Origin of the sequence: Streptomyces sp. NPDC059695 (genome assembly GCF_042733785.1) — a bacterium.
Lineage (GTDB): Bacteria > Actinomycetota > Actinomycetes > Streptomycetales > Streptomycetaceae > Streptomyces.
In genome coordinates this window covers 1-16,229 of record NZ_JBHWFF010000063.1, presented here as the reverse complement: position 1 = coordinate 16,229, position 16,229 = coordinate 1, and the positions used below count along the sequence as shown (strand labels likewise).

General features: G+C 74.0%; 14 protein-coding genes. 11 read left to right on the top strand and 3 right to left on the bottom strand.

Annotation, left to right across the window (positions count from 1 at the left end; genetic code table 11):
- Nucleotides 1-127: 127 nt before the first annotated feature.
- From ACFV2S_RS37190 to ACFV2S_RS37180, 3 genes are all read right to left on the bottom strand, one after another.
- The gene (locus ACFV2S_RS37190) at nt 128-355 is read right to left on the bottom strand and encodes a DUF3107 domain-containing protein (RefSeq protein ID WP_015036001.1); all 228 of its coding nucleotides are present in this window, start codon (nt 353-355) and stop codon (nt 128-130) included.
- Between the two features lie 142 nt (nt 356-497).
- Complete coding sequence (locus ACFV2S_RS37185; RefSeq protein ID WP_148006064.1) at nt 498-1,157, bottom strand: TetR/AcrR family transcriptional regulator; 660 nt, start codon at nt 1,155-1,157, stop codon at nt 498-500.
- Between the two features lie 164 nt (nt 1,158-1,321).
- Nucleotides 1,322-1,537 carry a hypothetical protein gene (locus ACFV2S_RS37180; RefSeq protein WP_385570558.1) on the bottom strand — a complete coding sequence of 72 codons (216 nt, stop codon included), beginning with the start codon at nt 1,535-1,537 and terminating at the stop codon, nt 1,322-1,324.
- A gap of 140 nt (nt 1,538-1,677) precedes the next feature.
- Between ACFV2S_RS37180 and ACFV2S_RS37175 the strand changes: the two genes are divergently transcribed.
- From ACFV2S_RS37175 to moeZ, 11 genes are all read left to right on the top strand, one after another.
- Nucleotides 1,678-2,643 carry an alpha/beta fold hydrolase gene (locus ACFV2S_RS37175; RefSeq protein WP_385570555.1) on the top strand — a complete coding sequence of 322 codons (966 nt, stop codon included), beginning with the start codon at nt 1,678-1,680 and terminating at the stop codon, nt 2,641-2,643.
- A gap of 8 nt (nt 2,644-2,651) precedes the next feature.
- Complete coding sequence (locus tag ACFV2S_RS37170; protein ID WP_385570552.1) at nt 2,652-4,085, top strand: DUF3152 domain-containing protein; 1,434 nt, start codon at nt 2,652-2,654, stop codon at nt 4,083-4,085.
- A gap of 352 nt (nt 4,086-4,437) precedes the next feature.
- Nucleotides 4,438-6,162, top strand: coding sequence for an ABC transporter substrate-binding protein (locus ACFV2S_RS37165; protein WP_385570548.1), 1,725 nt, complete (start codon nt 4,438-4,440; stop codon nt 6,160-6,162).
- Nucleotides 6,159-7,136 carry an ABC transporter permease gene (locus tag ACFV2S_RS37160; RefSeq protein ID WP_385570545.1) on the top strand — a complete coding sequence of 326 codons (978 nt, stop codon included), beginning with the start codon at nt 6,159-6,161 and terminating at the stop codon, nt 7,134-7,136. The genes ACFV2S_RS37165 and ACFV2S_RS37160 overlap by 4 nt, the downstream gene beginning before the upstream one ends.
- Nucleotides 7,133-8,122: an ABC transporter permease gene (locus ACFV2S_RS37155; protein ID WP_385570541.1), complete on the top strand. Its 990-nt coding sequence runs from the start codon at nt 7,133-7,135 to the stop codon at nt 8,120-8,122. Before ACFV2S_RS37160 ends, ACFV2S_RS37155 begins: the two co-directional genes overlap by 4 nt.
- A 2-nt stretch (nt 8,123-8,124) precedes the next feature.
- Entirely contained in the window at nt 8,125-9,756 is a 1,632-nt protein-coding gene (locus ACFV2S_RS37150) for a dipeptide ABC transporter ATP-binding protein (protein ID WP_385570574.1), read from the top strand.
- A 190-nt stretch (nt 9,757-9,946) separates the two neighbouring features.
- Nucleotides 9,947-11,578 carry a glycosyltransferase gene (locus tag ACFV2S_RS37145; RefSeq protein WP_385570537.1) on the top strand — a complete coding sequence of 544 codons (1,632 nt, stop codon included), beginning with the start codon at nt 9,947-9,949 and terminating at the stop codon, nt 11,576-11,578.
- Between the two features lie 13 nt (nt 11,579-11,591).
- A complete protein-coding gene (locus ACFV2S_RS37140; protein WP_385570533.1) occupies nt 11,592-13,052 on the top strand; it encodes a hypothetical protein in 1,461 nt (486 codons plus the stop codon).
- 190 nt (nt 13,053-13,242) lie between these two features.
- Nucleotides 13,243-14,214, top strand: coding sequence for an NAD-dependent epimerase/dehydratase family protein (locus tag ACFV2S_RS37135; protein WP_385570529.1), 972 nt, complete (start codon nt 13,243-13,245; stop codon nt 14,212-14,214).
- Entirely contained in the window at nt 14,202-14,948 is a 747-nt protein-coding gene (locus ACFV2S_RS37130; protein ID WP_385570525.1) for a spherulation-specific family 4 protein, read from the top strand. The genes ACFV2S_RS37135 and ACFV2S_RS37130 overlap by 13 nt, the downstream gene beginning before the upstream one ends.
- Nucleotides 14,949-15,011: 63 nt before the next feature.
- A complete protein-coding gene (gene moeZ / locus ACFV2S_RS37125) occupies nt 15,012-16,190 on the top strand; it encodes an adenylyltransferase/sulfurtransferase MoeZ (protein ID WP_015036014.1) in 1,179 nt (392 codons plus the stop codon).
- The last annotated feature ends 39 nt before the right edge of the window (nt 16,191-16,229 follow it).

Genomic DNA, 16,229 nt, shown 5'->3' with positions numbered 1-16,229 from the left:
CCCGGCGTTCCCCCCCCCCGCCGCCGCAACCCAACCCCACCCGCCCCCGCGGCGGGGGCCTGCCGGCGCGGGTCGGCCCGGGGGGCCCCCCGGGCCCCCCCGGGCCCCTTCCCGTCAGATCCGGGGCTCAGAGCGCGCCGAAACCCACGCGGCGCACGGCGGGCTCGCCGAGCTCCACGTACGCGATCTTCTCGGCCGGAATCAGGACCTTGCGGCCCTTCTCGTCCGAGAGGCTGAGCAGCTGCGCCTTGCCGGCCAGCGCGTCGGCCACCGCGCGCTCGACCTCCTCGGCGGACTGCCCGCTCTCCAGAACGATCTCCCGGGGTGCGTGCTGCACGCCGATCTTGACCTCCACGGCTATGTCCCTCCGAACGGTCAGCGTTGCGCGAATACCCGCGCCGTACGCTGCACACATTAGCCCGGTGAGGGGACCCGCACGGGTCAGCCGGTGCACGCCAGGAGCGAACAGCCTCCGGGAATTCCGCGCGCGGGAGCGGTCAGTGGCCCTCGGCGCTCAGCTGGCCGTCCACCGGATGCAGCGGGAATCCCGCGATGCCGCGCCAGGCGAGCGAAGTGAGGAGCCCGACCGCCTTGTCGCGGGGGATGGCGGAACCGCTCGACAGCCAGTACCGGGCGACGACCTGGGAGACGCCGCCGAGGCCGACGGCGAGCAGCATCGACTCGTCCTTCGACAGGCCCGTGTCCTCGGCGATCACGTCGGAGATGGCCTCGGCGCACTGCAGGCTGACCCGGTCCACGCGCTCGCGCACGGCCGGCTCGTTCGTCAGGTCCGACTCGAAGACGAGACGGAACGCGCCGCCCTCGTCCTCGACGTACGCGAAGTACGCGTCCATCGTGGCCGCGACCCGGAGCTTGTTGTCCGTGGTGGAGGCCAGTGCCGTCCGCACGGCGAGGAGGAGCGACTCGCAGTGCTGGTCGAGCAGTGCGAGGTAGAGCTCCAGCTTCCCCGGGAAGTGCTGGTACAGCACCGGCTTGCTGACACCGGCCCGCTCGGCGATGTCGTCCATGGCGGCGGAGTGGTACCCCTGGGCGACGAAGACCTCCTGGGCCGCGCCGAGCAGCTGGTTCCGTCGGGCACGTCGCGGCAGGCGCGTGCCCCGAGGGCGTGCTGCCTCTGTCTGCTCGATGGCGCTCACGCGGCCTCCCAAAGATCGATCCATGCGCGCTGTCGCGCCGCGCCGCCATCGTACTTTTGGGTAACCCGGCTGTGCGCGGTGCGGACGCAGAATTTCACGGACCGGACGCCCGGGTCGACAGTCGATTCAAGATTAAACCGAACAAATCAGCGGGAGTCGTCCGCTCAGCGGTAGTCGTCCTCGTCGAGGGCGACGACACGCGCCTGCTCGGACGCGTCGGCCTCGTTCGCCGAGTCGCGTTCGAGATGGGTGTGCGCTTCGTCCTCGCTCTGCTGGAGTTCGGTGTGCTGCTCGGCAGCGTCGGCCTCCGGGATCTCCTGGTCCAGCACGACGACCTCTTCCTCGGTGAAGGTGTCCGGCTCGCTCGGATCGACAGTCATGCGGTTCCTTCCAGGGGTGCGGGTCGCGGTGCTCCCGTAGGCCCTCTCTTCGAGCCTAGGAGCGAACGCGCCCCGCCGCACACGCACCTGTGACCGCACCCACACCCGTCCGCGCGTGATCGTCTCGTAATATTGCGGCCATGTCCTCGACCGAGCTGCCGGAAACCCGGACCGCCGCCGCACCGACCCCGTCGCGGACCCGCGCCGTACGGGTCGCCGCCGGCGAGGAGCTCCGCTCCGTCGCGCTGCCCGGACTCAGCCTCACCGTGCGCGCCCGGCCGGGGAACCGGCCCGGTCTGGCGCCCGCCCTCTACGTCCACGGACTCGGCGGCTCCTCGCAGAACTGGTCGGCCCTGATGCCGCTGCTCGCGGACCTCGTCGACGGAGAGGCGGTCGACCTGCCGGGCTTCGGCGACTCCCCGCCGCCCGACGACGGCGACTACTCGGTCACCGGACACGCCCGCGCCGTCATCCGGTTCCTGGACGCCGCCGGACGCGGACCGGTCCACCTCGTCGGCAACTCGATGGGCGGCGCCGTCGCCACCCGGGTCGCCGCCGTCCGGCCCGACCTGGTCCGCACGCTCACCCTCGTCTCCCCGGCCCTGCCCGAGCTGCGCGTCCAGCGCACCGCCTGGCCCACCGCGCTGCTCGCCCTGCCCGGCGTCGCCTCGTTCTTCGCGAAGCTCAGCAAGGACTGGACGGCCGAGCAGCGGGTCAAGGGCGTCCTCTCGCTCTGTTACGGGGACCCCGGCCAGGTCACGGAGGAGGGCTTCCGGCACGCCGTCGAGGAGATGGAGCGCCGCCTGGAGCTCCCCTACTTCTGGGACGCCATGGCCCGCTCCTCGCGCGGCATCGTCGACGCGTACACCCTCGGCGGGCAGCACGGGCTCTGGCGGCAGGCCGAGCGGGTGCTCGCGCCGACGCTGCTCGTCTACGGCGGGCGCGACCGGCTCGTCTCGTACCGGATGGCCCGGAGGGCGGCCGCCGCCTTCCGCGGCTCGCGGCTGCTGACCCTTCCCGAGGCGGGGCACGTGGCGATGATGGAGTACCCGGAGACGGTCGCCCAGGCCGTCCGGGAACTGGTCGCCGACCACGGCGGGAGCTGATCCGGGGCGTGGGACGACACAGTCGCAAGGGCTCCGCGCCCTCGGTGGCCGACACCGGGCCGCAGGCGGGAGCGGGGACGGGGCGGACGGCCGCTCCGGCGGGACCGCAGCCGGGGACGGGACGCCGCCGCAGGAACACGGGCGGCGGCGACGGGGAGACCACGAGCACCCAGGGGTACGGGACCCCGGCGCACGGGACTCCCCTGTACGGGACTCCCGCGCACGGCATGCCGGTGTACGGGACCCCCGCGCACGGCACGCCGATGTACGACGGCACCCCCGCGCACGGCACGCCGGTGTACGGCCCCCCCGCGCCCGGCGTCCCCGGCTACGGCTCGCCGCGTCACGGGACCCCCGCCCACGGCACCCCGGTCCACGCCGCCGGCGCTCCCGGCACGCCCGCCCGCGGTGTCCCCCTCCACGGGGCGTCGGTGCGGGGCGGTCACCCGCAGCACGACGAGACCTCGGCCCCGCGCCCCGCGCCGTCCGGGCCCCGGCGCGGTGGGCCCCGTACCGCCACGCCCGAACAGGCCGACCCCCGGGGGACGTTCATCCCCGGGCCCCGCCGCGGGAGCGCCGCCGGCGACCCGGAGACGGGCACGGATCCGCAGGCCCCGGCCGGCCGGGGCGGTCTCGGCCGCACCTTCACCGGAGTCGCGGCCGCCGCGATCGCCACCGTCCTCGCCGTCGTCGTCGCCGGACAGGTCACCGCCCGCGACGAGAAACCGTCCGCGGCCCGCGCGGCCGACCAGCCGGCCGAGCGGCCCACGGACGACACCTCCGCCTCCCGCTCCGACGACCGGACCGTCCCGTCGGAGCCGGCGCCCGCCGTCACCCCGCCGACCTACGAGCAGCTGATGACCCGCCAGTTCCCGATCGATCCGAAGCTGCAGGGTTCCGGGGACTTCGAGGCCGTGCCGGGTCTGGCGAAGGCGCCCGGCAAGGGGGAGTTGATCCGCTACCGGATCGACGTCGAGAAGGGGCTCGGTCTCGACGCGAAGCTCTTCGCGGACGCCGTGCAGAAGACGCTCAACGACAGGCGCAGCTGGGCCGGTCGGGGCGAGATGACCTTCGAGCGCATTTCCAGCGGCGATCCGAAGTTCGTGATCACGCTCGCGAGTCCGGGGACGACCGGCGCGTGGTGCGCGAAGTCCGGACTCGACACGACGGTCGACAACGTGTCCTGCGACTCGGCCTCGACCCAGCGCGTGATGATCAACGCCTTCCGCTGGGCGCAGGGCTCGTCGACCTTCGGCCCGAAGGCGATGTACGCCTATCGCCAGATGCTCATCAACCACGAGGTCGGACACCGGCTCGGCCATGGGCACGTGAGCTGCAGGACGAAGGGCGCGCTCGCCCCCGTGATGCAGCAGCAGACGAAGTCGCTGAACATCGACGGGATCAAGTGCCGCCCCAACCCCTGGGTGTATCCCGCGAGTTGACGGCAGGTGCGGACGATGTCCGTCCGCATTTCGAGACGGTCGTCTCGGAATGGCGCATATGCGCGTTGACATCGCTCACGCGTTCGTCCATATTTCTCGGCATGTCGCACCGTCACGCCGTTTCCGACAGCGCCGCCCTTGAGCTGGCGCTCTTCGGCGTGACCGGACACACGGTCGCCGACATTCTCTGTAGCTGACGCAGCCCGAGCGCTCGTCGGCCTTTCCTCTTTCTCGCCGCGCCCGGGTCCCTCATTCCCGCAGGCGCGCGCCGTCCTCCCTTTCGGGCTGATTCCCCGTGCCTGCGGAATTCCCTTTTCCTTTCCCGCAGTTCACCCCGAGAGGTCTCCTTCCGATGCGTTCATCCGTCATCTCGCGCCGCGTGGCAGCGGCCGCCGTCAGTGTCGTCCTGGCCTCTGGCGCCGCCGCCTGCGGCCCCGAGGACGCCGGCGCCGAGGGCGGTACCTCCGGCAAGGCCGCGGGCGCCCCGCAGAAGGGCGGCACGCTCACCGTCCTCAACAACGAGGCCCAGAGCGACTTCGACCCGGCCCGCCTCTACACCTCCGGCGGCGGCAACGTCCCCTCCCTCGTCTTCCGGACGCTCACCACCCGCAACCGCGAGGCGGGCCCCGCCGGCACCCAGGTCGTCCCCGACCTCGCCACCGACACCGGCCGTCCCAACAAGGACGCCACCGAGTGGACGTACACGCTGAAGGAGGGCCTGAAGTTCGAGGACGGCACGGCCATCACCAGCGCCGACGTCAAGTACGGCATCGAGCGCTCCTTCGCGGCCGAGCTCTCCGGCGGCGCCCCCTACCTGCGGGACTGGCTCGTCGGCGGCGACACCTACCAGGGCCCCTACAAGGACAAGCGGGGCCTCGCGTCGATCGTCACCCCCGACGCCCGCACGATCGTCTTCAAGCTGAGGAAGCCCGAGGGCGAGTTCCCCTTCGTCGCCACCCAGACCCAGTTCGCCCCCGTCCCGAAGGCCAAGGACACCGGCGCGAAGTACGAGGAGCACCCGGTCTCCTCCGGCCCGTACAAGGTCGTCGAGAACGAGAACGACGGCGAGCACCTCGTCCTGGAGCGCAACGAGCACTGGGATCCGAAGACCGACGAGGAGCGCAAGGCCTACCCCGACCGGATCGACGTGAAGTCCGGGCTCGACGAGGCCGTCATCAACCAGCGCCTCGCCACCTCCTCCGGCGCCGACGCCGCCGCCGTCACCACCGACACCAACCTCGGCCCCGCCGAGCTCGCCCAGATCGGCTCCGACAAGGCGCTCGCCGCCCGCGTCGGCACCGGCCGCTTCGGCTTCACCAACTACATCGCCTTCAACCCGAAGGTGAAGCCCTTCGACAACCCGAAGGTCCGCCAGGCGATCTCGTACGCCGTCAACCGCACCAGCGTCGTCAACGCCGCCGGCGGCTCCGCGCTCGCCGAGCCCGCCACCACCTTCCTGCCCGAGCAGAAGGCCTTCGGCTTCACGGCGTACGACCACTTCCCGGCCGGGAAGACCGGTGACCCGGAGAAGGCGAAGCAGCTGCTCAAGGAGGCCGGCTTCCCGAACGGTCTGACCGTCACCCTGCTGCACTCCACCGCCCAGAACCGCACCACCAGCCCCGAGATCGCCACCGCCGTCCAGGAGGCCCTCGGCAAGGCCGGCATCACCGTCAAGCTCGACGGCCAGGAGCCCAACTCCTTCAACGAGAAGCGCTGGAGCGTCAAGGACGCCCCCGGCTTCTTCCTCTCCCGCTGGGGCGCCGACTGGCCGGCCGGCGGCCCCTTCCTCGCGCCGATCTTCGACGGCCGCCAGATCGTCGCCAACGGCTCCAACTACAACCACGCGCAGCTGAACGACCCCGCGGTCAACCAGGAGATCGACGAGATCAACAAGCTGACCGACCTCAAGGCCGCCGCCGCCCGCTGGGGCGCCCTCGACAAGAAGATCGGCGAGCAGGCCCTCGACGTGCCGCTCTTCCACCCGGTCTACAAGCGGCTCGTCGGCAAGGACGTCAAGAACGTCGTCATCGGCGACTGGACCGGCGTCCTCGACGTCTCGCTGGTCGCGGTCAAGTGACCAGTCTGACCGACGCACCGGCGCCCGTGGCGGGCCTCCCCGCCACGGGCGCCGCCCGGCAGGTGTGGCGACGGCTGCGCACCCGCCCGGCCGCCCTCGTCTCCGCCGCCGTCCTCCTCCTGCTCGTCCTCCTCGCCCTCGCCGCGCCGCTGCTCGCCGCCCTGGAGGGCCAGGACCCGCACACGTACCACGACGACCTCGTCGACTCGGCCCGCGGCGGCGTCCCGTACGGCGCCTTCGGCGGGGCGAGCGCCGACCACTGGCTCGGCGTCGAACCCGGCACCGGCCGCGACCTGTTCGTCCGCCTCCTCTACGGCGCCCGGATCTCGCTGCTCGTCGCCGTCGGCGCCACCGCCGTCCAGATCCTCATCGGCGTCCTCGTCGGCCTCGCCGCCGGCCTCGGCAGCCGGTGGCTCGACGGGATCCTCAGCCGCGTCACCGACGTGCTCGTCGCCCTCCCGATGCTCGTCCTCGCGCTCGCGCTGACCGCCGTCGTCCCGCGCGACTTCCCCCGGCCGCTGCTGCTGGTGCTCGTCATCGGGCTGCTCGGCTGGGCCTACACCTCCCGGATCGTGCGCGCCCAGACGCTCACTCTCAGGAGCCTCGACTTCGTCGCCGCCTCCCGCCTCGCCGGCTCCGGCCGGTGGCGGACCGCCCGCCGGGAACTGCTGCCCTCGCTCGCCGCGCCCGTCATCACCTACGCGGCGATCTCCTTCCCGACCAACATCGTCGTCGAGGCCTCCCTGTCCTTCCTCGGCGTGGGCGTCACCCCGCCCACGCCCTCCTGGGGACAGATGCTGTCGACGGCCCAGACCTGGTTCCGGGCCGATCCCGCGTACGTCCTGCTGCCCGCCGGACTGCTCTTCGTCACCGTCCTCGCCTTCACCGTCCTCGGCGACGCCGTCCGCACGGCCCTCGACCCCCGCGAGGCGAGCCGGCTGCGCGTGGGCACCCGTAAGGAGTCCTCCCGATGACCCGCTTCCTCGTCAAGCGGCTCGCGGGTGCCGTGCTCGTCCTGCTGGCGCTCTCGGTCCTCGTGTACGCCCTCTTCTACCTGGCGCCCGGCGACCCCGCCCGGCTGGCCTGCGGCGAGCGCTGCAACCCCCAGCAGATCGCCCAGGTGCGCGAGCAACTCGGCCTGAACGAGAGCGTGGTCGGCCAGTACCTGCACTTCCTCCAGGGTGTCCTCGCCGGCCGCGACTACTCCACCGGAACCGGCGTCACCCACTGCGACGCGCCCTGCCTCGGGCTCTCGTACCAGAACGACCAGCAGGTCACCCGGCTGGTCCTGGAGCGCCTCCCGGCCACTGCCTCCCTCGCCCTCGGCGCCATGGTCGTCTGGCTCGTCGTCGGCGTCGGCACCGGGCTCCTCTCGGCGCTCCGCCGGGGCGGGATCACCGAGCGCGTCCTCACCGTGCTCACCCTCGCCGGGACCGGCACGCCCGTCTTCATCCTCGGGCTGCTGCTCCTCATGGCCGTCTGCGCCTACCTCCAGTGGCTGCCCTTCCCCTCGTACGTGCCGTTCGGCGAGGACCCCGAGCAGTGGGCCTGGAACATGCTGCTGCCCTGGCTCACGCTCGGCTTCTTCGAATCCGCCAAGTACGCACGGCTGACCAGGAGTTCCACCCTGGAGACGCTCGCGGAGGACCACATCCGCACCTTCCGCGCCTACGGGGTGGGGGAGCGGTCCGTCGTCACCCGTCACGCGCTGCGCGGCGCCGTCCCGCCGGTCATCGCGATCAGCGCCGTCGACCTCGGCTCGATGTTCGGCGGCGCCGTGCTCACCGAGTCCCTCTTCGGCATCCCCGGACTCGGCAAGACCCTCCTCGACGGGGTCCGCACCATCGACCTGCCCGTGGTCGTCGGCGTCGTCCTGGTGATGGGCGCGGCCGTCGTCCTCGCCAACGTCCTCGCGGACCTGCTGTACGCGGCCGCCGACCGAAGGGTGGTCCTCACGTGACCGTGTCCCCGCTGGTGGAAGTCAGCGACCTGACCGTCGAGTTCGAGCGGGAGGCCGGGTCCGTACGGGCCGTCGACGGCCTCTCCTTCACCCTCGGCGAGGGCCGCGCGCTCGCCCTCGTCGGCGAGTCGGGCAGCGGCAAGTCCACCGTCGCCGGCGCCCTCCTCGGCCTCCACCGGGGCACCGGCGCCCGGGTCGGCGGCACCGTCCGCGTCGGCGGCATCGACGTCGCCGGCGCGGGCCCCGCCGAACTCCGGCGGCTGCGCGGCGGGGTCGCCGCCATGGTCTTCCAGGACCCGCTGTCCGCCCTCGACCCGTACCACGCCGTCGGCGACCAGATCGCGGAGGTCCACCGGATCCACCACCCGGTGTCCCGGAAGGCCGCCCGGGCGCGCGCCGTCGAGGTCCTCGGCCGGGTCGGCATCCCCGACGCGGCCCGCCGCTCCCGCTCGCGCCCGCACGAGTTCAGCGGCGGCATGCGGCAGCGCGCCCTCCTCGCCATGGCACTCGCCTGCGAGCCGAGGCTCCTCGTCGCCGACGAACCCACCACCGCACTCGACGTCACCGTCCAGGCCCAGATCCTCGACCTGCTGCACGAGCTGCGGCGCGAGACCGGCACCGCGCTGCTCCTCGTCACCCACGACGTGGGCGTGGCCGCCGAGAGCGTCGACGAGGTGCTCGTCATGCGCGACGGGCGCGAGGTCGAACGCGGACCCGTCACCGGGGTGCTCAACGCGCCCTCGGCGCCGTACACCCGCGCGCTGCTCTCCGCCGTGCCCCGGCTCGACGGCCCGGCCAGGACTCCCGCCGGGAAGGGCGAGGTGCTCCTCGAAGCGGTCGGCCTGCGCAAGGAGTTCGGACGCGGGAAGAACGCCGTGACCGCCGTCGACGACGCCTCCCTCACGGTCCGCGCGGGCGAGACCCTCGGCGTCGTCGGGGAGTCCGGCAGCGGCAAGACGACCCTCGGCCGGATGCTCGTCCGGCTCCTCGACCCGACCGGCGGCGAACTCCGCTACGGGGACACGGAGATCGGCTCCCTGTCCGAGCGCGGGCTGCGCCCGTACCGCCGCGAGCTCCAGATGGTCTTCCAGGACCCGGTCGCCTCCCTCAACCCCCGCCGCTCCGTCGGCGAGTCGATCGCCGACCCGCTGCGCGTCGCGGGGGAGCGGGACGAGACCCGGATCCGGGGCAGGGTGCGCGAGCTGCTCGACCGGGTGGGGCTCGACCCCGACCGGTACGGCGCCTACCCGCACGAGTTCAGCGGCGGTCAGCGCCAGCGCGTCGGCATCGCCCGCGCGCTCGCCGCCGAGCCCCGCCTCATCGTCTGCGACGAACCCGTCTCCGCGCTCGACGTCACCACCCAGGCCCAGGTGACCGCGCTGCTCGCCGAGCTCCAGGGCGAACTCGGCCTCGGCCTCGTCTTCATCGCCCACGACCTCGCCGTCGTCCGGCAGGTCAGCGACCGGGTCGCCGTCATGCGCGCGGGCCGGATCGTCGAACAGGGCACGGTCGCGGAGGTGTACGGCGCACCCGGGGACCCGTACACCCGGCAGCTGCTCGCCGCCGTCCCCTCGCTCGATCCGGTCCTCGCGGCGGAGCGCCGGGAACGGCGCCAGGAGCTGGCCGTCGCCTGACCCTCCGTGATCGTTCCGGCGCTTACCGCGACAGAACGCGACCGGGCTGCGAAAGTTACGTGCATTCACCCCTTCCGGTGGTGCGACGGACAACCGTCCGTCGCACCACCGGTGTCTCCGCTTACGTTTTCCCCGCTGCGAGTCACCGGGCCGACGGTGGCCGCCGTCAAGGGAGATCGGGGGTGCACGCGTGCGGATCGGACTGCTCACGGAGGGTGGCTACCCGTACGCCACCGGTGAGTCCGGGCGCTGGTGCGAGCGGCTCGTGCGCGGGCTCGGGCAGCACCGGTTCGACCTCTACGCCCACGGCCGGACCGGCACCCCGCCGCACCTGCCGCCGAACGCCCGGGTCGCCCGCGCCGCCGACCCCGGCCCGGACGCGGACCCGGCGCGCGGGGCCGAGCACGCCGGTCTCCGCGAGCCCCGCGCCGCCCGCCGGGCCTACGGACGCCACGAGCGCCGCCGCTTCACCGAGGCCTACCGCCGGCTCGCCGACGGGCTCTGCGCGGAGGACGGCGCGGACTCCTTCGCCGACGGGCTCTACGCCCTCGCCGAACTCGCCCGCGAGCGCGGCGGACTGCCCGGGGCGCTCCGCTCCGACGACGCCGTCCGCGCCCTGGAGGCCGCCTGCCGCGCCCCCGGCGCACGCCGGGGCGCGGCCGCGGCGGGACTCCCCGACCACCTCGCCTTCGCCGAGCACCTGGAGCGCGCCCTGCGCCCGCTCTCCCTCGACTGGTACGAGGACGACGCGCTCGGCGCGGCCGACCTCTGCCACGCCGCCGCCGGAGGAACGACGGCCCTCCCCGGCCTCCTGGCCAAACGCTTCTTCGGAACCCCGCTGCTCGTCACCGAGTACGGCGCGCCGCTGCGCGCCCACTACCTCTCCACGGCCGGCGCCGACCGCTCCGCCCCCCTCCGCGCCCTCCTCGCCGCCCTCCACGGCAGCCTCGCCGGCGAGATCTACCGACAGGCCGCCCTCCTCACCCCCGGCAACGCCCACACCCGCCGCTGGCAGGAGAAGTGCGGCGCCGACCGGGCCCGCATCCGCACCGTCCACCCCGGCATGGCCGCCGACCGCTTCGCCGACGTCGGCGAGGACGAGGAGAGCGGCGACCCCGCCACCCTCGTCTGGGTCGGCCGCGTCGAGCCCGCCAAGGACCTCGTCGGCCTCCTCCACGCCTTCGCCGAGATCCGGGCCCGGCAGCCCGACGCCCGCCTGCGGATCGTCGCCGTGCCCGTCCGCGAACCCGGCGCGTACCTCACCTACTGCAAGGGCCTCGCCGCCCAGCTCTTCCCCGACGAGGCCGCCGGGGCACACGCCGTCGGCGAGAACCCCGTCACCTTCGAGGAGCTCGGCGGCCCCGAGGCGCCCTCCCTGGAGGACGTCTACGCCTCCGGCGCGCTCGTCGTCATGTCCAGCCTGGTCGAGGGCTTCCCCGCCAGCCTCGTCGAGGCGATGTTCTGCGCCCGGGCCACCGTCTCCACCGACGTCGGCGCGGTCGTCGAGATCATCGGCGGCACCGGACTCGTCGTCCCGCCGCGCAACCCCCGGGCCCTCGCCGACGCGTGCCTCGCGCTGCTCCGCGACCCCGGGCGCCGCCACCGCCTCGGCGCCGCCGCCCGCGCCCGCGCGCTCGAACTCTTCACGGTCGAACAGAACCTCGCCGCGTTCCGCGGCATCTACCTCGAACTCCTCTCCCACGCGCCGGTGCGCCACCGCCCCGGGGACGGCGTCCCCTTCGCCCACCCGGCCGAGGCCCATGTGCCGGGCAGCTGGGCGCACAAGGCCGTGACCGCGGGGACAGGAGCCCCCGATGCCTGAAGGAGGCACCCCCATGCGCGGCTCCGCCGCCCCGACGAGCCCCGGAGCCTGGGACGCCCGCTCCGAAGCCCTCCTCGGCACCCCCGCCCTCACCGCCGCCGCGACGCTCGATCTGCGCGCCCCCGGCCCCGAGGACCCGGTCGACGCCGCGCCCTCCGGGATAGCCCCCGGACCGCCGCGACACGCCCCGGAACCGGCGGACGCCGAGGCCGGCGACGCGCCGGACGCGGACGGAGCGCCGGAAGCCGCCGGGGCGACGCCCCCGGGCGCCGGTCCCGGCCCGTGGGCCGGCGACGACGGCGACGCCCCCGTGCGCGGTCTCGCGTGGAGGGCGGAACCGCAGGCCGCGCCCGCCGCCCCGGAACCCCGCCCCGCTCCCGCCGCCCCGGCACCCGGCCCCGCCCCCGAGGTCAAGGCCCCCGCCCCTCCCGCCCCGCGGTCCCGGCGCGGGAACGCCGACCCCGTGAAGGTGCTCATGCACCGGCACCGGGAGCTCTGCGAGCGGGCCGTCGACCCGCTGGAGATCGCCGCCGGGCTCGAAGCGCAGGGCTTCACCGACCGGACCGCCGCGCGGTTCCGGCACCGCGACGTGTTCTCGCTCGCCGAGGAGCTGTACGCGCGCGTGCCGCGCGGACAGGAGAGGCCCGAGCCCGCCGCTGAGCCGGAGCGGCCCCGCGCGCCCTGGGCCCTCGCCGCCCTCGCCCCCGGCGGCGTCGCCGGACTCACCGGCCTCGGGCTGACCTTCGCGTACGGGCCGGTGCGCACCGCCGTCGGCGCCGCCGGCGCCCTCGCCCTCGCGGGGGCACTGCTGCTCGCCGTCCGGCGGGGCCCGCTCCGTGCCCCCGAGGGAGGATCCGTCCCCGCCGCCCGGCTCTGGACCCTCTGGCTCCTGGCGTACGCGGCCGGCGGCGACGGACTCCTGGAGGCGGTCCTCGGCGGCGGCCCCGACGGCCCCTGGGAGCTCGCCCCCGTGCCGCTCCTCGGCCTCGCCCTCGCCGTCGCCCCCGCCGCCTGGGGCGCCCACCTCTTCGCGAGCCGGGCCCGCCGCCGGATCGCCGACAGCCGGGGCCTCGCCGACTTCGCCGCCGCCGTCCGGCCGCTGCTCCTCGGGACCGTGACCCTCCAGCTCCTCGCCCTCGCCGCCCTGCTCGTCCTCACCCGGTTCAGCGCCGGAGCCCTCGCCCTCGGCGCCCTCCTGCTGCTCGCCCGGCTCCTCACCGTGCACGGCCACCCCGAGACGGCCGCCGCCGCCCTCGCCGCGGCCTCCGCCGGCGAGGCGCTGGCCGTCGCGAGCGTCCTCGCCGCCCGCGTCCCCCTCCCCGGCTTCGACGCGCTCGCCGTCCCGGTGCGCGCCCTCGTCGAGACCTGGGGCCCGGGGGCCGTACCCACCCTCGTCTGCGGCGCCGCCGCGCTCGTCCTGCTGGCCCACGCGACCGGCACGCTCACGCGGGCCTCCGCCCACGCCGCCCGATGAACACCCCCGGAAGGCCCGGCGACCACCGTGCACACCACGCCGCCGGGCCCCGTCCGCCGAGACCTCTTCGCACCCGCGGAGCCGACGCCGCGGGCGCGACCCGTCACCTCTCTCATCACCCCGCAAGGAGAACGAAGACCATGACCCCTCCACCCCAGGCACCGGCCGGTCGGCACGTAGGGGCCGCACGATGAGGGTGCTGCTGCTCGGAGCCAACGGCTTCATCGGCCGATTCGTCGCCGACCGGCTGCTCGCCGACCCGGCCGTCCACCTCACCGCGCTCGGCCGGGGCGACGACGCCGACGTGCGCTTCGACCTCGCCTCCGGCAGCCCCGGCGCGCTCACCCGCTTCCTCGACGCCGTCCACCCCGGGGTCGTCGTCAACTGCGCCGGAGCCACCCGCGGCGGCGCCCGCGACCTGACCCGGCACAACACCGTCGCCGTCGCCACCGTCTGCGAGGCCCTGCGCCGCAGCGGATGCGGGGCCCGGCTCGTCCAGGTCGGCTGCGCCTCGGAGTACGGTCCGAGCCAGCCCGGCTCCTCGACGGCCGAGGACGCCGTCCCGCGCCCCGGCGGCCCGTACGGCGTGTCCAAGCTCGCCGCGACCGAACTCGTCCTCGGCTCCGGGCTCGACGCCGTCGTCCTGCGCGTCTTCTCCCCGGTCGGTCCCGGGACGCCCGCCGGATCCCCGCTCGGCCGCCTCGCCGAGGCGATGCGCCGCGCCATGCAGGCCGGGGACGGCGAGCTCAAGCTCAGCGGTCTCGGCGTGCAGCGGGACTTCGTCGACGTGCGGGACGTGGCCCGGGCCGTCCACGCCGCCTCCCTCTCCGCCGCCCAGGGCGTCGTCAACATCGGCACCGGCCGCGCCGTGAAGCTCCGCGACGCCGCCGCCGTCCTCGCCAGGGTCGCCGGCTACTCCGGCAACCTGCACGAGCTGGACGCCCCCCACGGCATCCCGCAGCGGCCGATGATCGGCGCCCCCCGCACCGAGGGGACCATCGCGGACCAGCTGGCCTCCGCCCCGTACCCGTACCCCGACGGCTGCGGGCCCTGGCAGCAGGCCGACGTCCGCACCGCCCGCGACCGGCTCGGCTGGCGGCCCCGGATCAACCTGGAGGAGTCCCTCGCCGACATCTGGATGGAGGCGGCGTGTCGCATCTGACGACGACCACCGCCACCGGCGCCGTCCAGGCCCTCGGCTTCGGCGTCCCCGGCTACGCGCACCCGCTGCTCGCCCCCGTCGAATGGGCCGAGCTGACCCGCCCCGGGACCCCGCTGCACTGGGCCGTGCTCAACGTGGCGGACGGCCCGGGCACCCGTCCGGACCCGCACTGCCTGGAGGCGGCCGGGAAGCTCCGCAACGCCGGGGTGCGGGTCCTCGGGCACCTGGACCTGGCGTACGGCTCCCGGCCCTTCGGCGAGCTCGTCTCGGACGCCCACCGCTTCCTCGACTGGTACCGGGTCGGCGGCTTCTACCTGGACCGCGCCCCCGCGGACCGCGCGGACCTCGGCGGGACCCGCCGGCTCACCGCGACCCTGGAGGCCGTGCTCGGCGGCGAGGCCCACCTCGTCCTCGGCCACGGCACCCACCCCCATCCCGGGTACGCCGAGGCCGCCGACCAGCTGGTGACGTTCGCCGGTTCCTGGGTGGACTACCGCTGGTCGCAGGTGGCCGAGTGGACCGCCGAGTACACCGAGGCGAAGTTCGTCCACCTCGTCCACGGCGTCCCGCGCACCCACCTCGACGAGGCCCTGCGGATCGCCCGCTGGCAGGGGGCGGGGACGATCTTCTTCACGGACCGCGCGGGCGGCGCGGGACAAAGCGCCGCATTCCACTCGCTGCCCGGCTACTGGGACGAAATCGTCTCGCGGATCGGACCGGGTGTCTCGGAATGAGAAGGGGCGTGGCAGTGTTACGGGGAGAACAACCGTACTGACATACCGACAACCGGAGTCCCCGTGTCGCTGCCACCCCTGGTCGAGCCCGCTGCCGAGCTCACCGTAGACGAGGTCCGCAGGTACTCCCGCCACCTGATCATCCCGGACGTCGGGATGGACGGGCAGAAGCGGCTGAAGAACGCCAAGGTGCTGTGTGTCGGAGCCGGCGGCCTCGGCTCCCCGGCGCTGATGTACCTGGCCGCCGCCGGCGTGGGCACGCTCGGCATCGTGGAGTTCGACGAGGTCGACGAGTCGAATCTCCAGCGCCAGATCATCCACAGCCAGGCCGACATCGGCCGCTCCAAGGCCGCCTCGGCGCGCGACAGCGTGCTCGGCATCAACCCGTACGTGAACGTGATCCTTCACGAGGAGCGGCTCGAGGCCGACAACGTGATGGACATCTTCAGCCAGTACGACCTGATCGTCGACGGCACCGACAACTTCGCCACGCGCTACCTGGTGAACGACGCCTGCGTGCTGCTGAACAAGCCGTACGTCTGGGGCTCGATCTACCGCTTCGACGGCCAGGCGTCCGTGTTCTGGTCCGAGTACGGCCCCTGCTACCGCTGCCTCTACCCGGAGCCCCCGCCGCCGGGCATGGTCCCGTCCTGCGCCGAGGGCGGCGTCCTGGGCGTGCTCTGCGCGTCCATCGGCTCCATCCAGGTCACCGAGGCCATCAAGGTCCTGGCCGGCGTGGGCGACCCGCTGGTCGGCCGCCTGATGATCTACGACGCCCTGGAGATGCAGTACCGCCAGGTCAAGGTCCGCAAGGACCCGAACTGCGCGGTCTGCGGCGAGAACCCGACCGTCACCGAGCTCATCGACTACGAGGCCTTCTGCGGCGTCGTGTCCGAGGAGGCCCAGGAGGCGGCGCTCGGCTCGACGATCACTCCCAAGCAGCTCAAGGAGTGGATCGACGAGGGCGAGAACATCGACATCATCGACGTCCGCGAGCCGAACGAGTACGAGATCGTCTCGATCCCGGGCGCGCGTCTGATCCCCAAGAACGAGTTCCTGATGGGCACCGCCCTCCAGGACCTCCCGCAGGACAAGCGGATCGTCCTGCACTGCAAGACGGGTGTCCGCAGTGCGGAAGTCCTCGCGGTGCTCAAGTCCGCGGGCTTCGCGGACGCGGTCCACGTCGGCGGCGGCGTGATCGGCTGGGTCCACCAGATCGAGCCCGAGAAGCCGGTCTACTAGTACGGCACGCGGAAGGCCCCGGACCCGAGGTCCGGGGCG

Coding starts and splice junctions, on each gene's coding strand:
- ACFV2S_RS37180 (WP_385570558.1), bottom strand. CDS start 1,537: ATGACTGTCGATCCGAGCGAGCCGGACACCTTCACCGAGGAAGAGGTC.
- ACFV2S_RS37175 (WP_385570555.1), top strand. CDS start 1,678: ATGTCCTCGACCGAGCTGCCGGAAACCCGGACCGCCGCCGCACCGACC.
- ACFV2S_RS37165 (WP_385570548.1), top strand. CDS start 4,438: ATGCGTTCATCCGTCATCTCGCGCCGCGTGGCAGCGGCCGCCGTCAGT.
- ACFV2S_RS37155 (WP_385570541.1), top strand. CDS start 7,133: ATGACCCGCTTCCTCGTCAAGCGGCTCGCGGGTGCCGTGCTCGTCCTG.
- ACFV2S_RS37140 (WP_385570533.1), top strand. CDS start 11,592: ATGCGCGGCTCCGCCGCCCCGACGAGCCCCGGAGCCTGGGACGCCCGC.
- ACFV2S_RS37135 (WP_385570529.1), top strand. CDS start 13,243: ATGAGGGTGCTGCTGCTCGGAGCCAACGGCTTCATCGGCCGATTCGTC.